The sequence below is a fragment of the Nocardioides mangrovicus genome (genome assembly GCF_003674065.1).
Taxonomy (GTDB): Bacteria; Actinomycetota; Actinomycetes; order Propionibacteriales; family Nocardioidaceae; genus Marmoricola; species Marmoricola mangrovicus.
Genome location: NZ_RDBE01000010.1, coordinates 88,480 through 103,030 on the forward strand (window position 1 = coordinate 88,480; position 14,551 = coordinate 103,030).

Consider the following 14,551-nt stretch of genomic DNA (forward strand, 5'->3'; position numbering starts at 1 on the left):
ACGCACGGTCGCTTCACAACAGTCCCCGCTCGGCGGCGATGCTCACGGCGTGCGACTGGTTGCGTGCTCCGAGCTTGGCGTAGAGGCGCGAGCGGTGCGCCTCGATGGTCTTCTCCGCCACCCCCAGCCGGCTGGCCAGCGACCGGCTGGTCAGCCCGTCGGTGAGCCCGCGCAGCACGTCGTGCTCTCGCGGCGTGAGCACCACCTGGGGCGGCGCCGTCCGACGCTGGTCCTCGCGCCAGCGCCGCAGCACCAGCGCCGCCACGTCGGGGTGCAGCGCCGAGCTGCCGGCGGCGACCGCATCGACGGCGCTGGGCAGCTCACCAGCCAGGTCGTCGTCGAGCACCAGCAGCCCCGACGCCCCGGCCAGCAGCACGAGTGAGGCGGTGCGTGCCGCAGGGTCGTCGGTGATGGCCAGCACCCGCGAGCCGTGGGCGACCAGCCGAGGCACGACGTCCTCGAACCCGGCCTCGATCATGCTCGGGCCGGCCACCACCACCTCGGCCGCGTGGTCACCGGCGGCGTCGACCAGGTCGGCATCGGCGCCGATCCGCTCCGCCCCCACGCCGGCTCCGCGCAGCCAGGCGAGCAGCAGCCCGGCCAGCCCGTCGTCGCGCTCGGCGACGAGCACCCTCGGATGCTGCGTCACTGCGCCGGTCCCCACTGCGCCGGTCCCCGCTGCGCCAGTCCCCACTGGTCTGTCCCCAACTGCCCCGTCGTGCCGTGTCGTCCCGAGCGACGCCGGCGCTGCGCCGGCCGTGATCACCTTAAGGTGCGTCTCCCCGTGGCGGTGCTCCCGCCGAGAAGTAGGGCCTCAACAGCCAGCCAGCGCGAGGAGGCGGCCTACGGCACGCACGCTGGAGACCTCGCCTAGCCGAAGTACGGCTCCAGCAAGCGAGCCAGCGCGAGGACATCCTTGCCCTGGTCGCGCTCGGACGGACCGCGCACGATGGCGATCTGGAGGCGCTTCCCACCGTCCGTCATGGTCACCTGCGCGCTGTTCGACTCGCTCGACCACGGATCGGTCAGGATGCCGGTGCCCAGATCTGCCGGAACGGCCTCGCTGTTCTTCTTCGGCCCCTGCTCGAACTGGCGCAGGAGCGCCTCGTTGTCGCTCTGCGCGCCCGTCTGGAACGTGACGTCGACCAGTCGCCGACCATCCGAACCCGCCTCGTCGATGTAGCAGCTCGCCGAGTCGGCGGACCTCATGGTCCGCAGGTCGTCCGAGGCTGCCTCGATCCGGACGTGGGACGTGGCGGTCGCCAACGTCACCGCCGAGCGGGGCAGCGCCCCGCAGAGCGACGACCCGTCCGAGGGAGCCGAGGTCGGTATGGCCGAGGTGTCGACGTCGGGAGTGCCGCACGCGGCGAGGACGAACGCGGTCACGACGAGGCCCAGGGCGGTGCGCGACAACGTCACGGGATCTCCCACACGCTGGCCTGCATCAGGCGTGGCCATGGTCCCCCTTCGCGATCGTGTGGGGCCGGGGTTCAACCCGGCGCGGAGGCCGCGGAAACCGATCGGGACGGGATCGGGCGTGGACGTCGGGGTCAGGCGTCCTGGTCGTGCTGCCGGTGGGCGTGCACCCGCCACGCCACCAGCAGCAGCACCACCACGACGACCAGGACGACCGCGACGCCGCGCCCGACCTGCTTCTCCACCGCGTGGTACGACGCGCCGGCCAGGTGGCCCAGCAGGACGAAGCCGGTGCCCCAGACCAGGCCGCCGACGGCGTTCCAGACCAGGAACCGCCGGTAGGGCATGTGCGCGGCGCCGGCCAGCGCCGGCATCATCGCGCGGAAGAACGCGGTGAACCGCCCCAGGAACACCGCCACGCCGCCGCGACGCGCCAGGAATCCGCGGGCCCGCTCGACCCGCTCGCGGTGGCGCGCCATCATCCGCAGCCGGAGCAGGCGGGTCAGGTAGCGGCGTCCGACCTCGTAGCCGACGGAGTCGCCCGCGATCGCCGCGAGCACGATCACGGCGATGGCCACCGGCAGCGAGACGTCGCCGATCGCGGTGGCCACGCCGGCCAGGACGGCGGCCGACTCCCCCGGCACCACGAACCCGACGAACACGGCGTCCTCGACGAACACCAGCAGGCCCGCCACCAGCAGCAACCACGCCGGCGGCAGGTGGAGGATGCCCTCGACCAGGTGGCCCACTCCCCCATTGTGTCGGTGACCCGTGTGAGGGTGGAGGTCCAGGCCGCGGCGACGCGGCCGTCTCGGGAGGACACCTTCATGACTTCACTTCTGCGGCGGGTGGCGGTGGTGCTCGCCATCGCCGTCTGCCTGCCCCTGGGTGGCGCCGCTTTCGCCTCACCCGGCAACGGCATCGGCTCGCCCGGCATCGGCGACCCGTACTACCCCGACTACGGCAACGGCGGCTACGACGTCGCGCACTACGCGATCCACGTCGGCTACACCCCGGCCACCGACCAGCTCACCGGCGACACCACCATCACCGCCCACGCCACGCAACGGCTCGCGCGGTTCGACCTCGACCTGATGCTGACCGCCTCCGAGGTCACCGTGAACGGCGCGCCGGCCCGGTTCCGGCAGCGACCGCACGAGCTGGTCGTCCGGCCCCGGCACGTGCTCGCGGCCGGACAGAAGATGGTGGTGCGGGTCCGGTACGCCGGCGTGCCCTCCACGGTCGCCGACGGCGACATCCGGCCCTGGATCAAGACCGCCGACGGTGCCCTGGCCATCAACGAGCCAGAGATCGCCGCCTGGTGGTACCCCGCCGACGACCATCCCCGCGACAAGGCGACCTTCGACGTCCACGTGAGGGTGGCCGACGGCCTGGAGGCGCTCAGCAACGGCAACCTGGTGAGCAGCCGGGTCCGCGACGGGCAACGCACCTGGCACTGGCGCGAGACCTCTCCGATGGCCACCTACCTCGCCTTCTTCGACGTCGGCCAGTTCGACATCACGCGCACGCGCTCGCACGGCATCCCCGTCATCACGGCCGTGGCCTCCAACGGCGGCCAGGAGGGCACCTACGCCGCCGCCGATCTCGCCCGTACACCGGAGATCGTCGACTTCGAGTCCTCGCTGTGGGGGCCCTACCCGTTCAAGCAGATGGGCGGCATCGCCCCCGCCGCCGACTTCGGCTTCGCGCTGGAGAACCAGACGCGGCCGAACTACTCGCGGAAGTTCTGGCGCAACGGACCGAACGTCTACGTCGCGGTGCACGAGTTGGCCCACCAGTGGTACGGCGACTCGGTCTCGGTCCACAGCTGGAAGGACATCTGGCTGAACGAAGGCTTCGCGACCTTCACAGAGTGGATGTGGTCGCAGCGGCACGGCGAGGGCTCGGCCGCGTCCTTGTTCCGGGCGACCTGGGACCAGCACCCGGCCGACGACACGTTCTGGCGGCAGCGCATCGGCAACCCCGGCGCCGGCGAGGAGTTCGACGACCCGGTCTACGACCGTGGCGCGATGACCCTGCAGGCGCTGCGGACGAGGGTGGGCAACCGCACGTTCCTGCGGATCATGCGCTCCTGGGCCCGCGAGCACCGCTACGCCAACGGCCGGATCTCGCAGTTCGTGGCCCTGGCCGAGCGCGTCTCGGGCAAGCGGCTGGACCGCTTCTTCAGGGTCTGGCTCTTCACCGCCCATCGCCCCGCGCCCACCGTCGCGAACGGCTTCCCGCCGCACTTCGGCACGTCCCGCTACCCGACCCCGATCTCGCTGGCCAAGATCATGGACGTGCAGCGGGTGGCCCAGCAGACCGAGCGGCGGTAAGCATTGCTCACTCAGCGCAGCCCGGTCACCACGTAGCGGCGGTCGGCGATCTGACCGCCCCACAGCGCGGGGTCGGGAAGGTCGCGCAGGGTGGGCTCGAGACCGGCGGCCCGGACCAGGTCGACGACCAGGTCCGGGTCGAGGCCGGCCCCGGTGTGCCACTGGCCCTCGACCAGCACCAACCGGCCGCCGGGAGCCAGGAGGTCGGCCCAGCGGCGGACGGCGTCGGCGGGGTCGGTCATCGCCCACAGCACGTGCCGCTCCGCCACGACGTCGACCGTCCCGCCCGCCACGTGCGGGGCGTTGGCGTCGTCGTGGCACAGCTCGAGCGCGACCCCCGCGGCCGCGGCCTTGGCGCGGGCGTGCTCGAGCATGCGGGGCGAGGCGTCCAGGCCGGTCACGGTGTGGCCGCGCTCGGCGAGCAGCACCGCGAGGCTCCCGGTGCCGCAGCCGAGGTCCAGCACCGAGGCCGGCGGCGGCGGCAGCAGCTCGGCCAACAGCTCGCCCCAGGCCGTGCGGGTGATCGGATCGGCCAGTCCGTGGTCGGGCTCGTCGTCGAACCCGTCGGCCTGCGCGTCCCACTCCTGCTGGCCCGGCAGCACCAGCCGGCGGGCGAAGCAGCGCGAGAGCGGGGCGTCGCGGTAGAAGCCGAAGCCCTCGACCGCCTCGTAGCCCGCCTGCTCGTAGAGGGCGATCGCCTCGGGCTGGGCGTTGCCAGTCTCCAGGATCATCACCTCGGCCCCGGCCTCGACGACCGAGCGCTCCAGGTGGGCGAGCATCTGCCGGGCCAGGCCGCGACGGCGGGCGTCGGCGACCACGTACATGCGCTTGATCTCGCAGGTCCGGTCAGCGCCGAGCGCGGGGACCTCGGAGCGGCGCCAGGCACCGGTGGCCACCGGCTCCGCGCCGTCGTAACCGACGAAGAAGGCACCGCGGTCGCCCTCGAAGGCGTCGGCGTCGATGGGCGTCTGGTCGCGCCCGCCGTAGCGGACCACGTACTCCTGCTGCACCTCCTCGACCAGCCGGGCGGCGTCGGGATGGGTGATCGGGACGCGGCGGATGTCCACCGGCGCAGCCTCACACACCGCCCCCGAGGCTCGGCTGGGAGGATGACGGGGTGGCGCAGATCTCGATCCCCGACGACCTCAAGCCGGCCGACGGACGCTTCGGATCCGGCCCCTCCAAGATCCCGGTGGGGGCACTGGAGGCACTGGCGGCCACCAGGACGACGCTGATGGGCACCTCGCACCGCCAGCCGCCGGTGCGCGCGCTGGTCGGTCGCGTGGTCGAGGGCCTCACCGCGCTGTTCGACCTGCCCGAGGGCTACCGGGTGGTGATGGGCAACGGCGGGTCCACCGCGTTCTGGGACATCGCGACCTTCGGCCTGATCCGCGAGAAGAGCCAGCACCTGAGCTTCGGGGAGTTCACCTCCAAGTTCGCCAAGGCGGTCGAGGCGGCGCCGTTCCTGTCCGCCCCGAGCGTCATCACCTCAGAGCCGGGCGGGTTGCCGGCGCCGGTGGCCGAGGAGGGCGTGGACGTCTACGCCTGGGCGCACAACGAGACCTCCACGGCGGTGATGGCGCCGGTGCGCCGGGTGGTCGACGACGGCTCGCTCGTGCTGATCGACGCGACGTCGGGGGCCGGTGGCCTGCCGGTGGACCTCACGCAGACCGACGTGTACTACTTCGCCCCGCAGAAGTGCTTCGCCTCCGACGGCGGCCTGTGGATCGCACTGATGTCGCCCGCAGCGCTCGAGCGGGTCGCCGAGATCTCGGCGAGCGAGCGCTGGGTGCCGGCGTTCTTCGACCTCTCCGTCGCCGTCGAGAACGCCGGGAAGAACCAGACCTACAACACCCCGGCCCTGGCCACGCTGTTCCTGCTGGCCGAGCAGGTGGACCAGATGCTGGGGCTCGGCGGGCTGGCCGCGATGGTCGAGCGGACCACCGCCTCCTCCCAGGCGCTGTACGGGTGGGCCGAGCAGACGTCGTACGCGACGCCGTTCGTGCCCGACCCCGCCCACCGCTCGCTGGTGGTGGGCACCATCGACCTGGCGGGCGTCGACGCCGACGCGGTGGCCGCCACGCTGCGGGCCAACGGCATCGTCGACACCGAGCCCTACCGCAAGCTGGGTCGCAACCAGCTACGGATCGCGATGTACCCGGCGATCGACCCGGCCGACGTCACGGCGCTGACCGCGTGCATCGACCACGTGGTGGCCAGGATGGCGACCACCGACCGGTGATCGTCTCGACCGCCACTGCCCGCACGCGGGTGCCGGACGCGGATGTGTGCGTCGTCGGCGCGGGCCCGGCCGGTCTGGCCCTCGCCGCGCGGCTCTCCGAGCGGGGCCGGTCGGTGCTGCTCCTCGAGAGCGGCCTGGACCGACCGGACCTGCGGACGCAGCGCCTCAACCGCGGCACGGTGGTCGGCCACCCGACCTGGCGGCTGGACCGCAGCCGGCTGCGAGCGGTCGGTGGCAGCGGCCAGGTCTGGGGCGGCTGGTGTCGTGCGCTCGACGCCGAGGACCTGCGGCCGCGCGCGTGGCTGCCGGGCAGCGGCTGGCCGCTCAGCGCGGCCGACCTGGATCCGTACCTGGCCCCGGCCCGGTCGCTGCTCGGTCTCCCGGCCGAGCCGCCGCATCTGGAGCCGGGGGTGGACGACGACGCCTTCGCGACGGCGGCCGGGATGGACGTGGTCGGTTACGAGTTCAGCCCGCTGCGGCACTCCGTCGGCTCGCACGCCTTGGGCGCCCGGCCGGCCGACGACGGGGTCGTGCTGCTCCAGGGCGCGACAGTGGTGGCGATGGAGGCGCTCGGCACGCGTCGACGCATCGACCGTCTCGTCGTCGCCACGGCCGACGGCGCCCACCTGGTCGTCCGGCCCCGGCTGCTCGTGCTCGCCACCGGCGGCATCGAGAACGCCCGGCTGCTGCTGGTCGCAGGACTGGGCAACGAGCACGACTTGGTGGGCCGCTACTTCATGGACCACGTGCACGCCCACGTCGGGCTGCTGGCCCTCGACGAGGACCGCTCGCGCTCTCCCCTGTTCGCCGCGCTGCGCCACGACCGCAGGGGCGGCGGCGCCGCCTGGGGGCCCGCCCTGGCCGGGTCGCCGGCGACGCGTCGTGCGGACCGGTTGCTGGCGGCCGCGTTCACCCTCACCGCGGCGCCGCACACCTACGGCCAGCCCTACCTCGCGCTGCCGGTCCGGCTGCGTCTGCTCGTCGACGACGTGGCCCGGCGCAACGCCCTGGCCGGGCGCACCGAGCTGGTCCCGGCCGACCTCCACCCGCACGACCGTCGGGTGGTGCGTCGACTGATCCGGCACCACGAGGAGCTGCAGCGGGCCCGCTTCACACGCGGGCGCGGCCGCCTCGGCCTCACCGATGCCGCCGACGTGCGCGCCCTGTACGTCCGGGGGGAGCAGGCGCCCAACCCGGACTCGCGCGTGCGCCTGGACCGGCGCCGCGACGCACACGGTGTCCCCCGGGCGTCGCTGGACTGGCAGGTCACCGACGTCGACCGCGCCAGCGTCGAGGGCTGGGTGGACCACGTGGCGCACGCGGCGGCCGACAGCCCCGGCATCCGGCTGCTGCGCGACCCCGCGTGGCAGCGCAGCATCGTCGGCGGCCCGCACCACATGGGCACCACGCGTATGGCCACCGACCCCCGCGACGGCGTGGTCGATGCCGACGCGCGGGTGCACACCGTCGACAACCTCTACGTCGCCGGCAGCTCGGTGTTCCCGACCGGCGGCTACACCAACCCCACCCTGCCGCTGGTGATGCTGGCGCTGCGGCTCGCCGACCACCTCGCCGACCACTACGTCGGTCAGCCCCAGGGGTGATCGGGGCGAACGTAGGTTGGCTGCATGACTGACGAGACTCGCGCCACCGCGGACATCGGGCTCACCGGCCTGGCCGTGATGGGTAGCAACCTGGCGCGCAACATGGCCCGGCACGGACACACGGTGGCGGTGCACAACCGCACCACCAGCAAGATGACCGACTTCCTCGACGCCCACGGCTCCGACGGCGACTTCGTCGGCTCGGAGTCGCTGTCGGACTTCGTGGCCAGCATCAAGCAGCCAAGGGCGATCATCATCATGGTCAAGGCCGGCGAGGCCACCGACGCCGTGATCGACGAGCTCACCGGGCTGCTCGACGACGGTGACATCCTCGTCGACGCCGGCAACGCGCACTTCGCCGACACCGTGCGCCGGCAGCAGGCCCTGGAGGAGCACGGCATCCACTTCGTCGGGATGGGCGTGTCCGGCGGCGAGGAGGGGGCGCTCAACGGCCCCTCGATCATGGTCGGCGGCTCCGACCACGCCTACGAGCGGCTCGGCCCGATCGTCGAGGACATCGCCGCGCAGGTCGACGGCACTCCCTGCGCCGCCCACGTCGGCCCCGACGGCGCCGGTCACTTCGTGAAGATGGTGCACAACGGCATCGAGTACGCCGACATGCAGCTGATCGCCGAGGCCTACGACGTGCTGCGCAGCGTCGCCGGCCAGGAGCCCGCCGAGCTCGCGGAGGTCTTCCGCCGCTGGAACGAGGGCGACCTGGAGTCGTTCCTCATCGAGATCGCCGCCGATGTGCTGGCCCACGTCGACGCCGACACGGGCCGACCGTTCGTCGACGTCGTCGCCGACTCCGCGGAGCAGAAGGGCACCGGCCGCTGGACCGTCCAGGTGGCCCTCGACCTCGGCGTCCCGGTCACCGGCATCGCCGAGGCGGTCTTCGCCCGCAGCGTCTCCGGCCACGACGCCCAACGTGAGGCCGCGCAGAAGGTGTTCGAGGAGAAGCTCGACGCCCCCGAGGTGGGCGAGGACTTCGTCGAGGACGTCCGCACGGCGCTGTTCGCGGCCAAGGTGGTGGCCTACGCGCAGGGCTTCGACATGATCGTCGAGGGCAGCAACGAGCACGACTGGGGCATCCACGCCGGCGAGATGGCCACCATCTGGCGCGGGGGCTGCATCATCCGCGCGAAGTTCCTCGACCGGATCCGCGAGGCGTTCGACGACGAGCCGGACCTGACCACCTTGATGACCCAGGAGTACTTCGCCACGGCCCTGCGCGAGGGCGAGCGCGGCCTGCGCCGCGTCGTCACGACGGCCACCGCGGCCGGAGTGCCCGTGCCGGGCTTCGCCGGGGCGCTCTCCTACTTCGACGCGCTGCGCCGCGACCGGCTGCCGGCCGCCCTGATCCAGGGGCTGCGCGACAACTTCGGAGCCCACACCTACGAGCGCGTCGACCGGGACGGTACGTTCCACACGCAGTGGGCCACCGACGACCGCAAGGAGGTCGAGGCGTGATCGATCTACGCCCGAACGAGGACCAGCTCGCCTTCCAGAAGGCAGCACGCGACTTCTTGGAGAAGGAGGTCGTCCCCCACCGGCAGCGCTGGGACCGCGACGAGCAGGTCGACACCGACCTGATCCCCAAGCTCGCCGAGATCGGCTTCTTCGGTCTCACCATGCCCGAGGAGTACGGCGGCGTGGGCGGCGACCACGTGCTCTACGCCATCGGCATGGAGGAGCTGGGTCGCGCGGACTCCTCGGTGCGCGGCATCGTCTCGGTCTCCCTCGGCCTGGTGGGCAAGGTGATCTTGGCCCACGGCAGCGAGGAGCAGAAGCAGGAGTGGCTGCCGCGGATCACCTCCGGCACCTCGCTGGCCTGCTTCGGCCTCACCGAGCCCGACCACGGGTCCGACCCCGCCCACATGCGCGCCAAGGCCGTCCGCGACGGCGACGACTGGCTGATCTCGGGCACCAAGATCTTCATCACCAACGGCACCTGGGCCGACGTCGCCCTCGTCATCGCGCGCACCAACCCCGACGAGCCGGGCGCGCGGGGCACCTCGGCGTTCCTCGTCCCGACCGACCTCGACGGCTTCACCCGCAACACCATCCACGGCAAGCTCGGACTCCGCGGCCAGGCCACCGCCGAGCTGGTGCTCGAGGACGTACGCGTGCCCGCCTCGGCGCTGGTTGGCGAGGAGGGCAAGGGCTTCAAGTACGCCATGGAGACCCTCGACAAGGGCCGCATCGCCATCGCCGCCAGCTGCACGGGACTGACGCAGGCCTGCCTGGAGGAGTCGGTCGCCTACGCCAAGCAGCGCCAGCAGTTCGGGAAGCCGATCGCCTCCTACCAGCTGGTGCAGGACATGATCGCCGAGATGTCGGTCGACGCCGACGCCGCGCGGCTGCTCACCTGGCGCGCCGCATCGCTGGTCGACGCCGGCGAGCCGTTCGGCACCGCCGCCTCGAAGGCCAAGCTGTTCGCCTCCGAAGCGGCGGTGAAGGCCTCCAACCTGGCCGTGCAGGTCTTCGGCGGCTACGGCTACGTCGACGAGTACCCGGTGCAGAAGCTGGTCCGCGACGCCCGGGTGATGACCCTCTACGAAGGCACCTCGCAGATCCAGAAGCTGCTCATCGGCCGGGCCGAGACGGGCATCAGCGCGTTCTGACGTCGGCGGCGGGGTGGTTTCGACGCGCCTGCTCGCAGGGCTCGCAGAGCTGCTCAACCACCGACCCGGAAGTGGTTGAGCACGTCGACACCACCCGACCGCCGACGCTGGGAAGCCCACGCCGCCCTGCGACGTTCACCACCCATGACCCGCGGACAGAAGATCCCCGACGAGAAGCACCCCATCACCGTCACCCCCACCGAGGGCACGGTGCGCGTCACGATCGGCGACACCGTCGTCGCCGAGTCCACCCGCTCCCTGACCCTCCAGGAGGCGGACTACCCGCCGGTGCAGTACGTGCCGCTGGCCGACGTCGACGCCTCGCTGCTGAGCGAGACCGCGACGTCGACCCACTGCCCCTACAAAGGCGACGCCTCCTACTACACGGTCACCACCGCCGACGGCGCGGTCGAGGACGCCGGTTGGACCTACCACCAGGCCTACGACGCGGTCGCCGAGATCACCGACCACGTCGCCTGGTACCCCGACAAGGCGAGCGTCGAGATCGGCTGAGCCAGCCCTAGGCGAAGTACGGCTTCAGCAGCCGAGCGAGCGCAAGGACGTCCTCGGACTGGTCGCGTCGGGCGGGCACCCGGGCGAGCGTGATCTGCAGCTGCTTCTCGCCGTTCATCATCGTGACCTGGGCACTGGGCGACCCGGTCGACCAGGGGGAGTCGACCAGGCCCGTGCCGAGGTCGGACGGGAGCTTCTTCTCCCGGTTCCCGCTGCGCTGCTGGAACTCGGCGAGCAGCTGCTGGTTCTCGGTGCCCTTGAAGTCGGCGAAGGCGACGTCGAGCGACCACGTCGTCGAGCCCGGGCGGTAGACCTGACAGCTGGTCACGTCCGTCGACCCGATCGCGTCGAGGCCCGCACCGCGCTTCACCACGCGCAGGTCGTCGGTGCCGAGGGCCAGCTCGACCGCGTGACGCGGGAGCGCTCCGCACACCGTGCTGCCTGTCGTCGAGGAGGTCGAGATCGCCGAGAGGTCCACCGAGGCCGCCTGGTGCCCGCACGCGGCCAACGCGGCGACCGAGACCGCCGCGAGGACGAGCATGGGAAACGTGCGCGGTCGCGCGGCGGACCTCGCCACCGAAGGGGTACTTGAGCTCATCGTTGTCGACCTCCGCTCGGCGTCAGTCTGCATCACGCCGACGGGTAGTCCGTGACGAACGGACCCCGATCCGGCCCGATCAGGGGTCCGTTCGTCACGGACTACCGCTTCCGGCGGCGGCGCGAGGCCGACTCCGGGGAGATGTTCAGCAACCGGAGCACGGCCTTCTCCATCGCCGCCTGCCGCTCGACCGGGCCGTCGTACTCGCGCTCGACGGCGGCCGAGATCGTGACGCCGTCCTCGTAGAGGTCGATGACGCGTGGGTCGACGTAGGAGTTGCGCGCGATCGTGGGGGTGTTGCCGAGGAAGGCCGAGACCTCCTTCATCGCGGCGCTGACCGCCCGCTTGCGCGAGGCCTTGGTGTCACCCGGCTCCTCGGAGGCCGCCAGGGCGGCCGCGGCGAGGACCGTGGCGTGCCAGGTACGGAAGTCCTTGGCCGTCAGGTCCTCCCCCACGCTGTCGTGCAGGTAGGCGTTGACCAGCGCGGCGTCGAGGTCGGCCCAGTTGGCGAGGTCCTTGTAGGCCATCAGCCGCTCGCTGCCGCCGCGGCGACGTCGCATGGTCTCCACGGCCTTCATCGCGTCCGGATCGTCGATCTCGATGCGGTGCTCGACGCCGGACTTGCCGACGAACTCGAAGACCAGCACGTCCTTGTGGCGCGAGACGTGCCGCTTCTCCAACGTGGTGAGGCCGAAGGAGTCGTTCTCGGCGTAGACGTCGCTGCCGATGCGGAAGTAGCCCAGGTCGAGCAGCCGGACCGCGGTGGCCGCGGCCCGCTCCAGCGGCATGCCCTCCTGCGCCAGGTGCTCGGCCAGTGCGGCCCTCGCCTTCGGCAGCTTCTTGGCCACCCGGGTGACCCGCTGGAACTTCTCGGCGTCGCGCTTGGTCCGCCAGTCCGGGTGGTAGAGGTACTGGCGCCGGCCGGCGGCGTCGGTGCCGACGGCCTGAATGTGGCCGTTGGCCACCGGGGAGATCCAGACGTCCTGCCACGCGGGCGGAATCACCAGCGCCTTGATCCGCTCGACGTCGGGCCGGCCGAGCCGCTCGCCGTGCTGGTCGAGGTAGCTGAAGCCCTTGCCCGAGCGACGCCTGGTGTAGCCGGGGTCGTGCGGGGAGACCGTGCGCAGCCGGACCATCAGCGACCCACCGCCAGCGCCGCGCGCACGGCCGTGCCGGCGTCGAAGAGCCGCAGCTGCACGACGGGCTGCCGCACGCCCTCCGAGCCGATCCGGACCCGCCCACCGGGGCCCACCGAGATGGACTCGCCCTGCCGCTGCGCGGGCAGCGGGTAGGTCGCGAGCCGGCGGAACCCGGGGTAGGCGTAGACGCCGACGTCGGTGTAGCCGCGGACCAGCACCTGGTCGTCGGAGAGGAACGCGCCGTCGGTGGCGAAGTCGTTGATCGACCCCACGCTGGTCAGCTGGTTGTCGGCGCCGGGGTCCAGGCGCTGCGGGGCTGCGTACACCACTCCACCGAACAGGGCCTTGGTGACGACGAACAACCTCCCAGAGTGGGGATCTCGCAGGAGCGTCTCGGCGTCGTGGGCCGTGCCGTCGGGGTAAATGAGCCGGTACGCCGGCACCTGCACCGTCCGCTCACCGCGGCCGACCGGCACCTTGCGCACCACCACGAAGCGCCGTTCGCGGTCGTTGTCGCCGATGTCGCCCACCCACACGTGCCCGGCGTTGGCCGGGGCGAGCGCCTCGGCGTCGACCTGGCTGCCGTAGTCGGTGATCCCGACGGTGCGGCCGTGGTCGTCGAGCACGAAGACCCGGCCGGCGTCGCCGCTGTCGTTGGTGAGAATCGTCAGCGAGCCGAGGTCCACCATCCCGCTGTCCTCGTCGATGCGCGGGTCCTGCACGGTGAAGACGGTCGCGGCGAGCACCGCCGCGAGGAACGGGATCATCCGAGCAGCTCGGCCAGCTTCGGGGTGACCTGCCAGACCTCGGTCAGCTCCGCCAGCGCGCGACGGTCCTCCTCGCGCGGGGCGGCGTCGGTGCGCACCGCCCGCAACAGCGTGTTGCGGGGCGTGTGCTCGGAGCCGACGAACTCCACGACGTCCACGCGGTAGCCCTCCAGCCGCAGCAGCGAGGCCCGTAGCGCGTCGGTGAGGGTGTCGGCCAACCGCTCGCGCAGGATGCCGTCGCGGGTGAGCATCGCGTACGGCTCGGGCGTCGGCGCGCGCCGCAGCTGGGCGGCGACGTCGTGGTGGCAGCAGGGAGCGGCGAGCACCAGGCTCGCCTCCCAGCCGACCGCGCGGGCCAGCGCGTCGTCGGTGGCGGTGTCGCAGGCGTGCAGCGCGAGCACCACCTCCGGCGCCGGGTCGACGTCGGCCCCGGAGATGGTGCCCTGCACGAAGCGCGCGTCGGCACCGAGCTCGTCGGCCACCCGCTCGTTGTGCGCCAGCGCCTGCGCCTTGGTGTCCACCCCGACCACCCGCACCGGCAGCGACCGCTGGGCGAGGTGGGCCGCCGCGGCGAAGGTGAGATAGGCGTTGCCGCAGCCCAGGTCGACCAGCCGCAGCGGGTCCTCCGGCGTGGGCGTCCGCAGCCGACCCGAGGAGAGCGCGTCGGTGACGGCCTGGTCGAGCAGCCGGACGAACTCCTCGACCTGGCGGTACTTGGCCCGTCGGCTGGGCTTGACCCGTCCGTGCTCGTCGGCGATCCCGAGCGCTCGCAGCACCGGGTGGTCCTCGGCCAGCAGTCGCGCCTTGTCGTGGTCGTGGGACCGGTCGGGTTCCGCAGCGGCGCGGGTGACGCCCACGACCGCCTCGCCCTTCTTCGTCACCCGCAGCTGGTGGGTCTCGGTGGTGGTCTCCACCAGCCAGTTCGCGAACGGCTCGGCCAGCAGCGCATCGAGCGCCGCGGCGCTCTCGGCGCCCGGCGCGTGGTTGGCGGTGAACGCCTGGGTCTGGTCGTAGGTCGTGACCTGCAGCCGGCGCCCGGCCTTGAGGTCGACGTAGCGCAGCTCGGCGCGGCGCCACGGCGGGGTCGTGCCTCGCCGACGGCCCGAGGCGACGGCGCGCACGAGGGTCTCCTGGGTCAGCACCAGCGCGCGCAGCCGGGCGAGCGCGACGTCGAGCGGCTGGGTCATCGCGCCGGTCTCATCGCAGCAGCGAGGTGATGGCGACGATGAGGATCAACCCGGCCAGCGCGCACGGGATGACCAGGCGCCTATAGCGGGGATGCACGTCCACCACCCTAAATCGGGGGGTGGTG

Annotated in this window: 14 protein-coding genes; 6 read left to right on the forward strand and 8 right to left on the reverse strand. The window is 72.4% G+C overall.

Translation table 11 applies throughout. The features are described from left to right. Positions 1-13 precede the first annotated feature (13 nt). From D9V37_RS15040 to D9V37_RS15050, 3 genes are all read right to left on the reverse strand, one after another. On the reverse strand, positions 14-631 hold the full coding sequence (locus tag D9V37_RS15040) for a response regulator transcription factor (RefSeq protein ID WP_121807001.1): 618 nt from the start codon (positions 629-631) through the stop codon (positions 14-16). Between the two features lie 239 nt (positions 632-870). After that, positions 871-1,419, reverse strand: a complete 549-nt coding sequence (locus D9V37_RS15045; RefSeq protein ID WP_121807002.1) for a hypothetical protein — start codon at positions 1,417-1,419, stop codon at positions 871-873. A gap of 131 nt (positions 1,420-1,550) precedes the next feature. Next, the gene (locus tag D9V37_RS15050; protein WP_121807003.1) at positions 1,551-2,165 is read right to left on the reverse strand and encodes a DedA family protein; all 615 of its coding nucleotides are present in this window, start codon (positions 2,163-2,165) and stop codon (positions 1,551-1,553) included. A gap of 78 nt (positions 2,166-2,243) precedes the next feature. Between D9V37_RS15050 and D9V37_RS15055 the strand changes: the two genes are divergently transcribed. Further along, a complete protein-coding gene (locus tag D9V37_RS15055; RefSeq protein WP_147455961.1) occupies positions 2,244-3,752 on the forward strand; it encodes a M1 family metallopeptidase in 1,509 nt (502 codons plus the stop codon). Between the two features lie 11 nt (positions 3,753-3,763). On the opposite strand, the gene D9V37_RS20525 is transcribed toward D9V37_RS15055, so the two are convergent. Continuing rightward, positions 3,764-4,819 (reverse strand): bifunctional GNAT family N-acetyltransferase/class I SAM-dependent methyltransferase, encoded by a 1,056-nt coding sequence (locus D9V37_RS20525; RefSeq protein ID WP_198412584.1) that lies wholly within the window; start codon positions 4,817-4,819, stop codon positions 3,764-3,766. Positions 4,820-4,869: 50 nt separating this feature from the next. On the opposite strand from D9V37_RS20525, the gene serC reads away from it, so the two are divergent. The 5 genes from serC to D9V37_RS15085 all read left to right on the forward strand — a co-directional run bounded on the left by serC (position 4,870) and on the right by D9V37_RS15085 (position 10,735). Beyond that, positions 4,870-5,994: a phosphoserine transaminase gene (gene serC, locus D9V37_RS15065; RefSeq protein WP_121807005.1), complete on the forward strand. Its 1,125-nt coding sequence runs from the start codon at positions 4,870-4,872 to the stop codon at positions 5,992-5,994. Continuing rightward, positions 5,991-7,598, forward strand: a complete 1,608-nt coding sequence (locus tag D9V37_RS15070; RefSeq protein ID WP_158604489.1) for an FAD-dependent oxidoreductase — start codon at positions 5,991-5,993, stop codon at positions 7,596-7,598. The genes serC and D9V37_RS15070 overlap by 4 nt, the downstream gene beginning before the upstream one ends. Positions 7,599-7,622: 24 nt before the next feature. After that, entirely contained in the window at positions 7,623-9,068 is a 1,446-nt protein-coding gene (gene gndA / locus D9V37_RS15075) for an NADP-dependent phosphogluconate dehydrogenase (protein WP_121807007.1), read from the forward strand. Continuing rightward, a complete protein-coding gene (locus D9V37_RS15080) occupies positions 9,065-10,222 on the forward strand; it encodes an acyl-CoA dehydrogenase family protein (RefSeq protein WP_121807008.1) in 1,158 nt (385 codons plus the stop codon). The genes gndA and D9V37_RS15080 overlap by 4 nt, the downstream gene beginning before the upstream one ends. Positions 10,223-10,366: 144 nt before the next feature. Continuing rightward, positions 10,367-10,735: a DUF427 domain-containing protein gene (locus tag D9V37_RS15085; RefSeq protein ID WP_121807009.1), complete on the forward strand. Its 369-nt coding sequence runs from the start codon at positions 10,367-10,369 to the stop codon at positions 10,733-10,735. Between the two features lie 7 nt (positions 10,736-10,742). On the opposite strand, the gene D9V37_RS15090 is transcribed toward D9V37_RS15085, so the two are convergent. The 4 genes from D9V37_RS15090 to D9V37_RS15105 all read right to left on the reverse strand — a co-directional run bounded on the left by D9V37_RS15090 (position 10,743) and on the right by D9V37_RS15105 (position 14,426). After that, positions 10,743-11,276, reverse strand: a complete 534-nt coding sequence (locus D9V37_RS15090; protein WP_121807010.1) for a hypothetical protein — start codon at positions 11,274-11,276, stop codon at positions 10,743-10,745. Positions 11,277-11,434: 158 nt separating this feature from the next. Beyond that, positions 11,435-12,469, reverse strand: coding sequence for a DNA topoisomerase IB (locus D9V37_RS15095; RefSeq protein WP_121807011.1), 1,035 nt, complete (start codon positions 12,467-12,469; stop codon positions 11,435-11,437). Then, positions 12,469-13,239, reverse strand: a complete 771-nt coding sequence (locus D9V37_RS15100) for a hypothetical protein (RefSeq protein WP_121807012.1) — start codon at positions 13,237-13,239, stop codon at positions 12,469-12,471. Before D9V37_RS15100 ends, D9V37_RS15095 begins: the two co-directional genes overlap by 1 nt. Further along, positions 13,236-14,426 (reverse strand): SAM-dependent methyltransferase, encoded by a 1,191-nt coding sequence (locus D9V37_RS15105; protein WP_121807013.1) that lies wholly within the window; start codon positions 14,424-14,426, stop codon positions 13,236-13,238. The genes D9V37_RS15100 and D9V37_RS15105 overlap by 4 nt, the downstream gene beginning before the upstream one ends. Between the last annotated feature and the right edge of the window lie 125 nt (positions 14,427-14,551).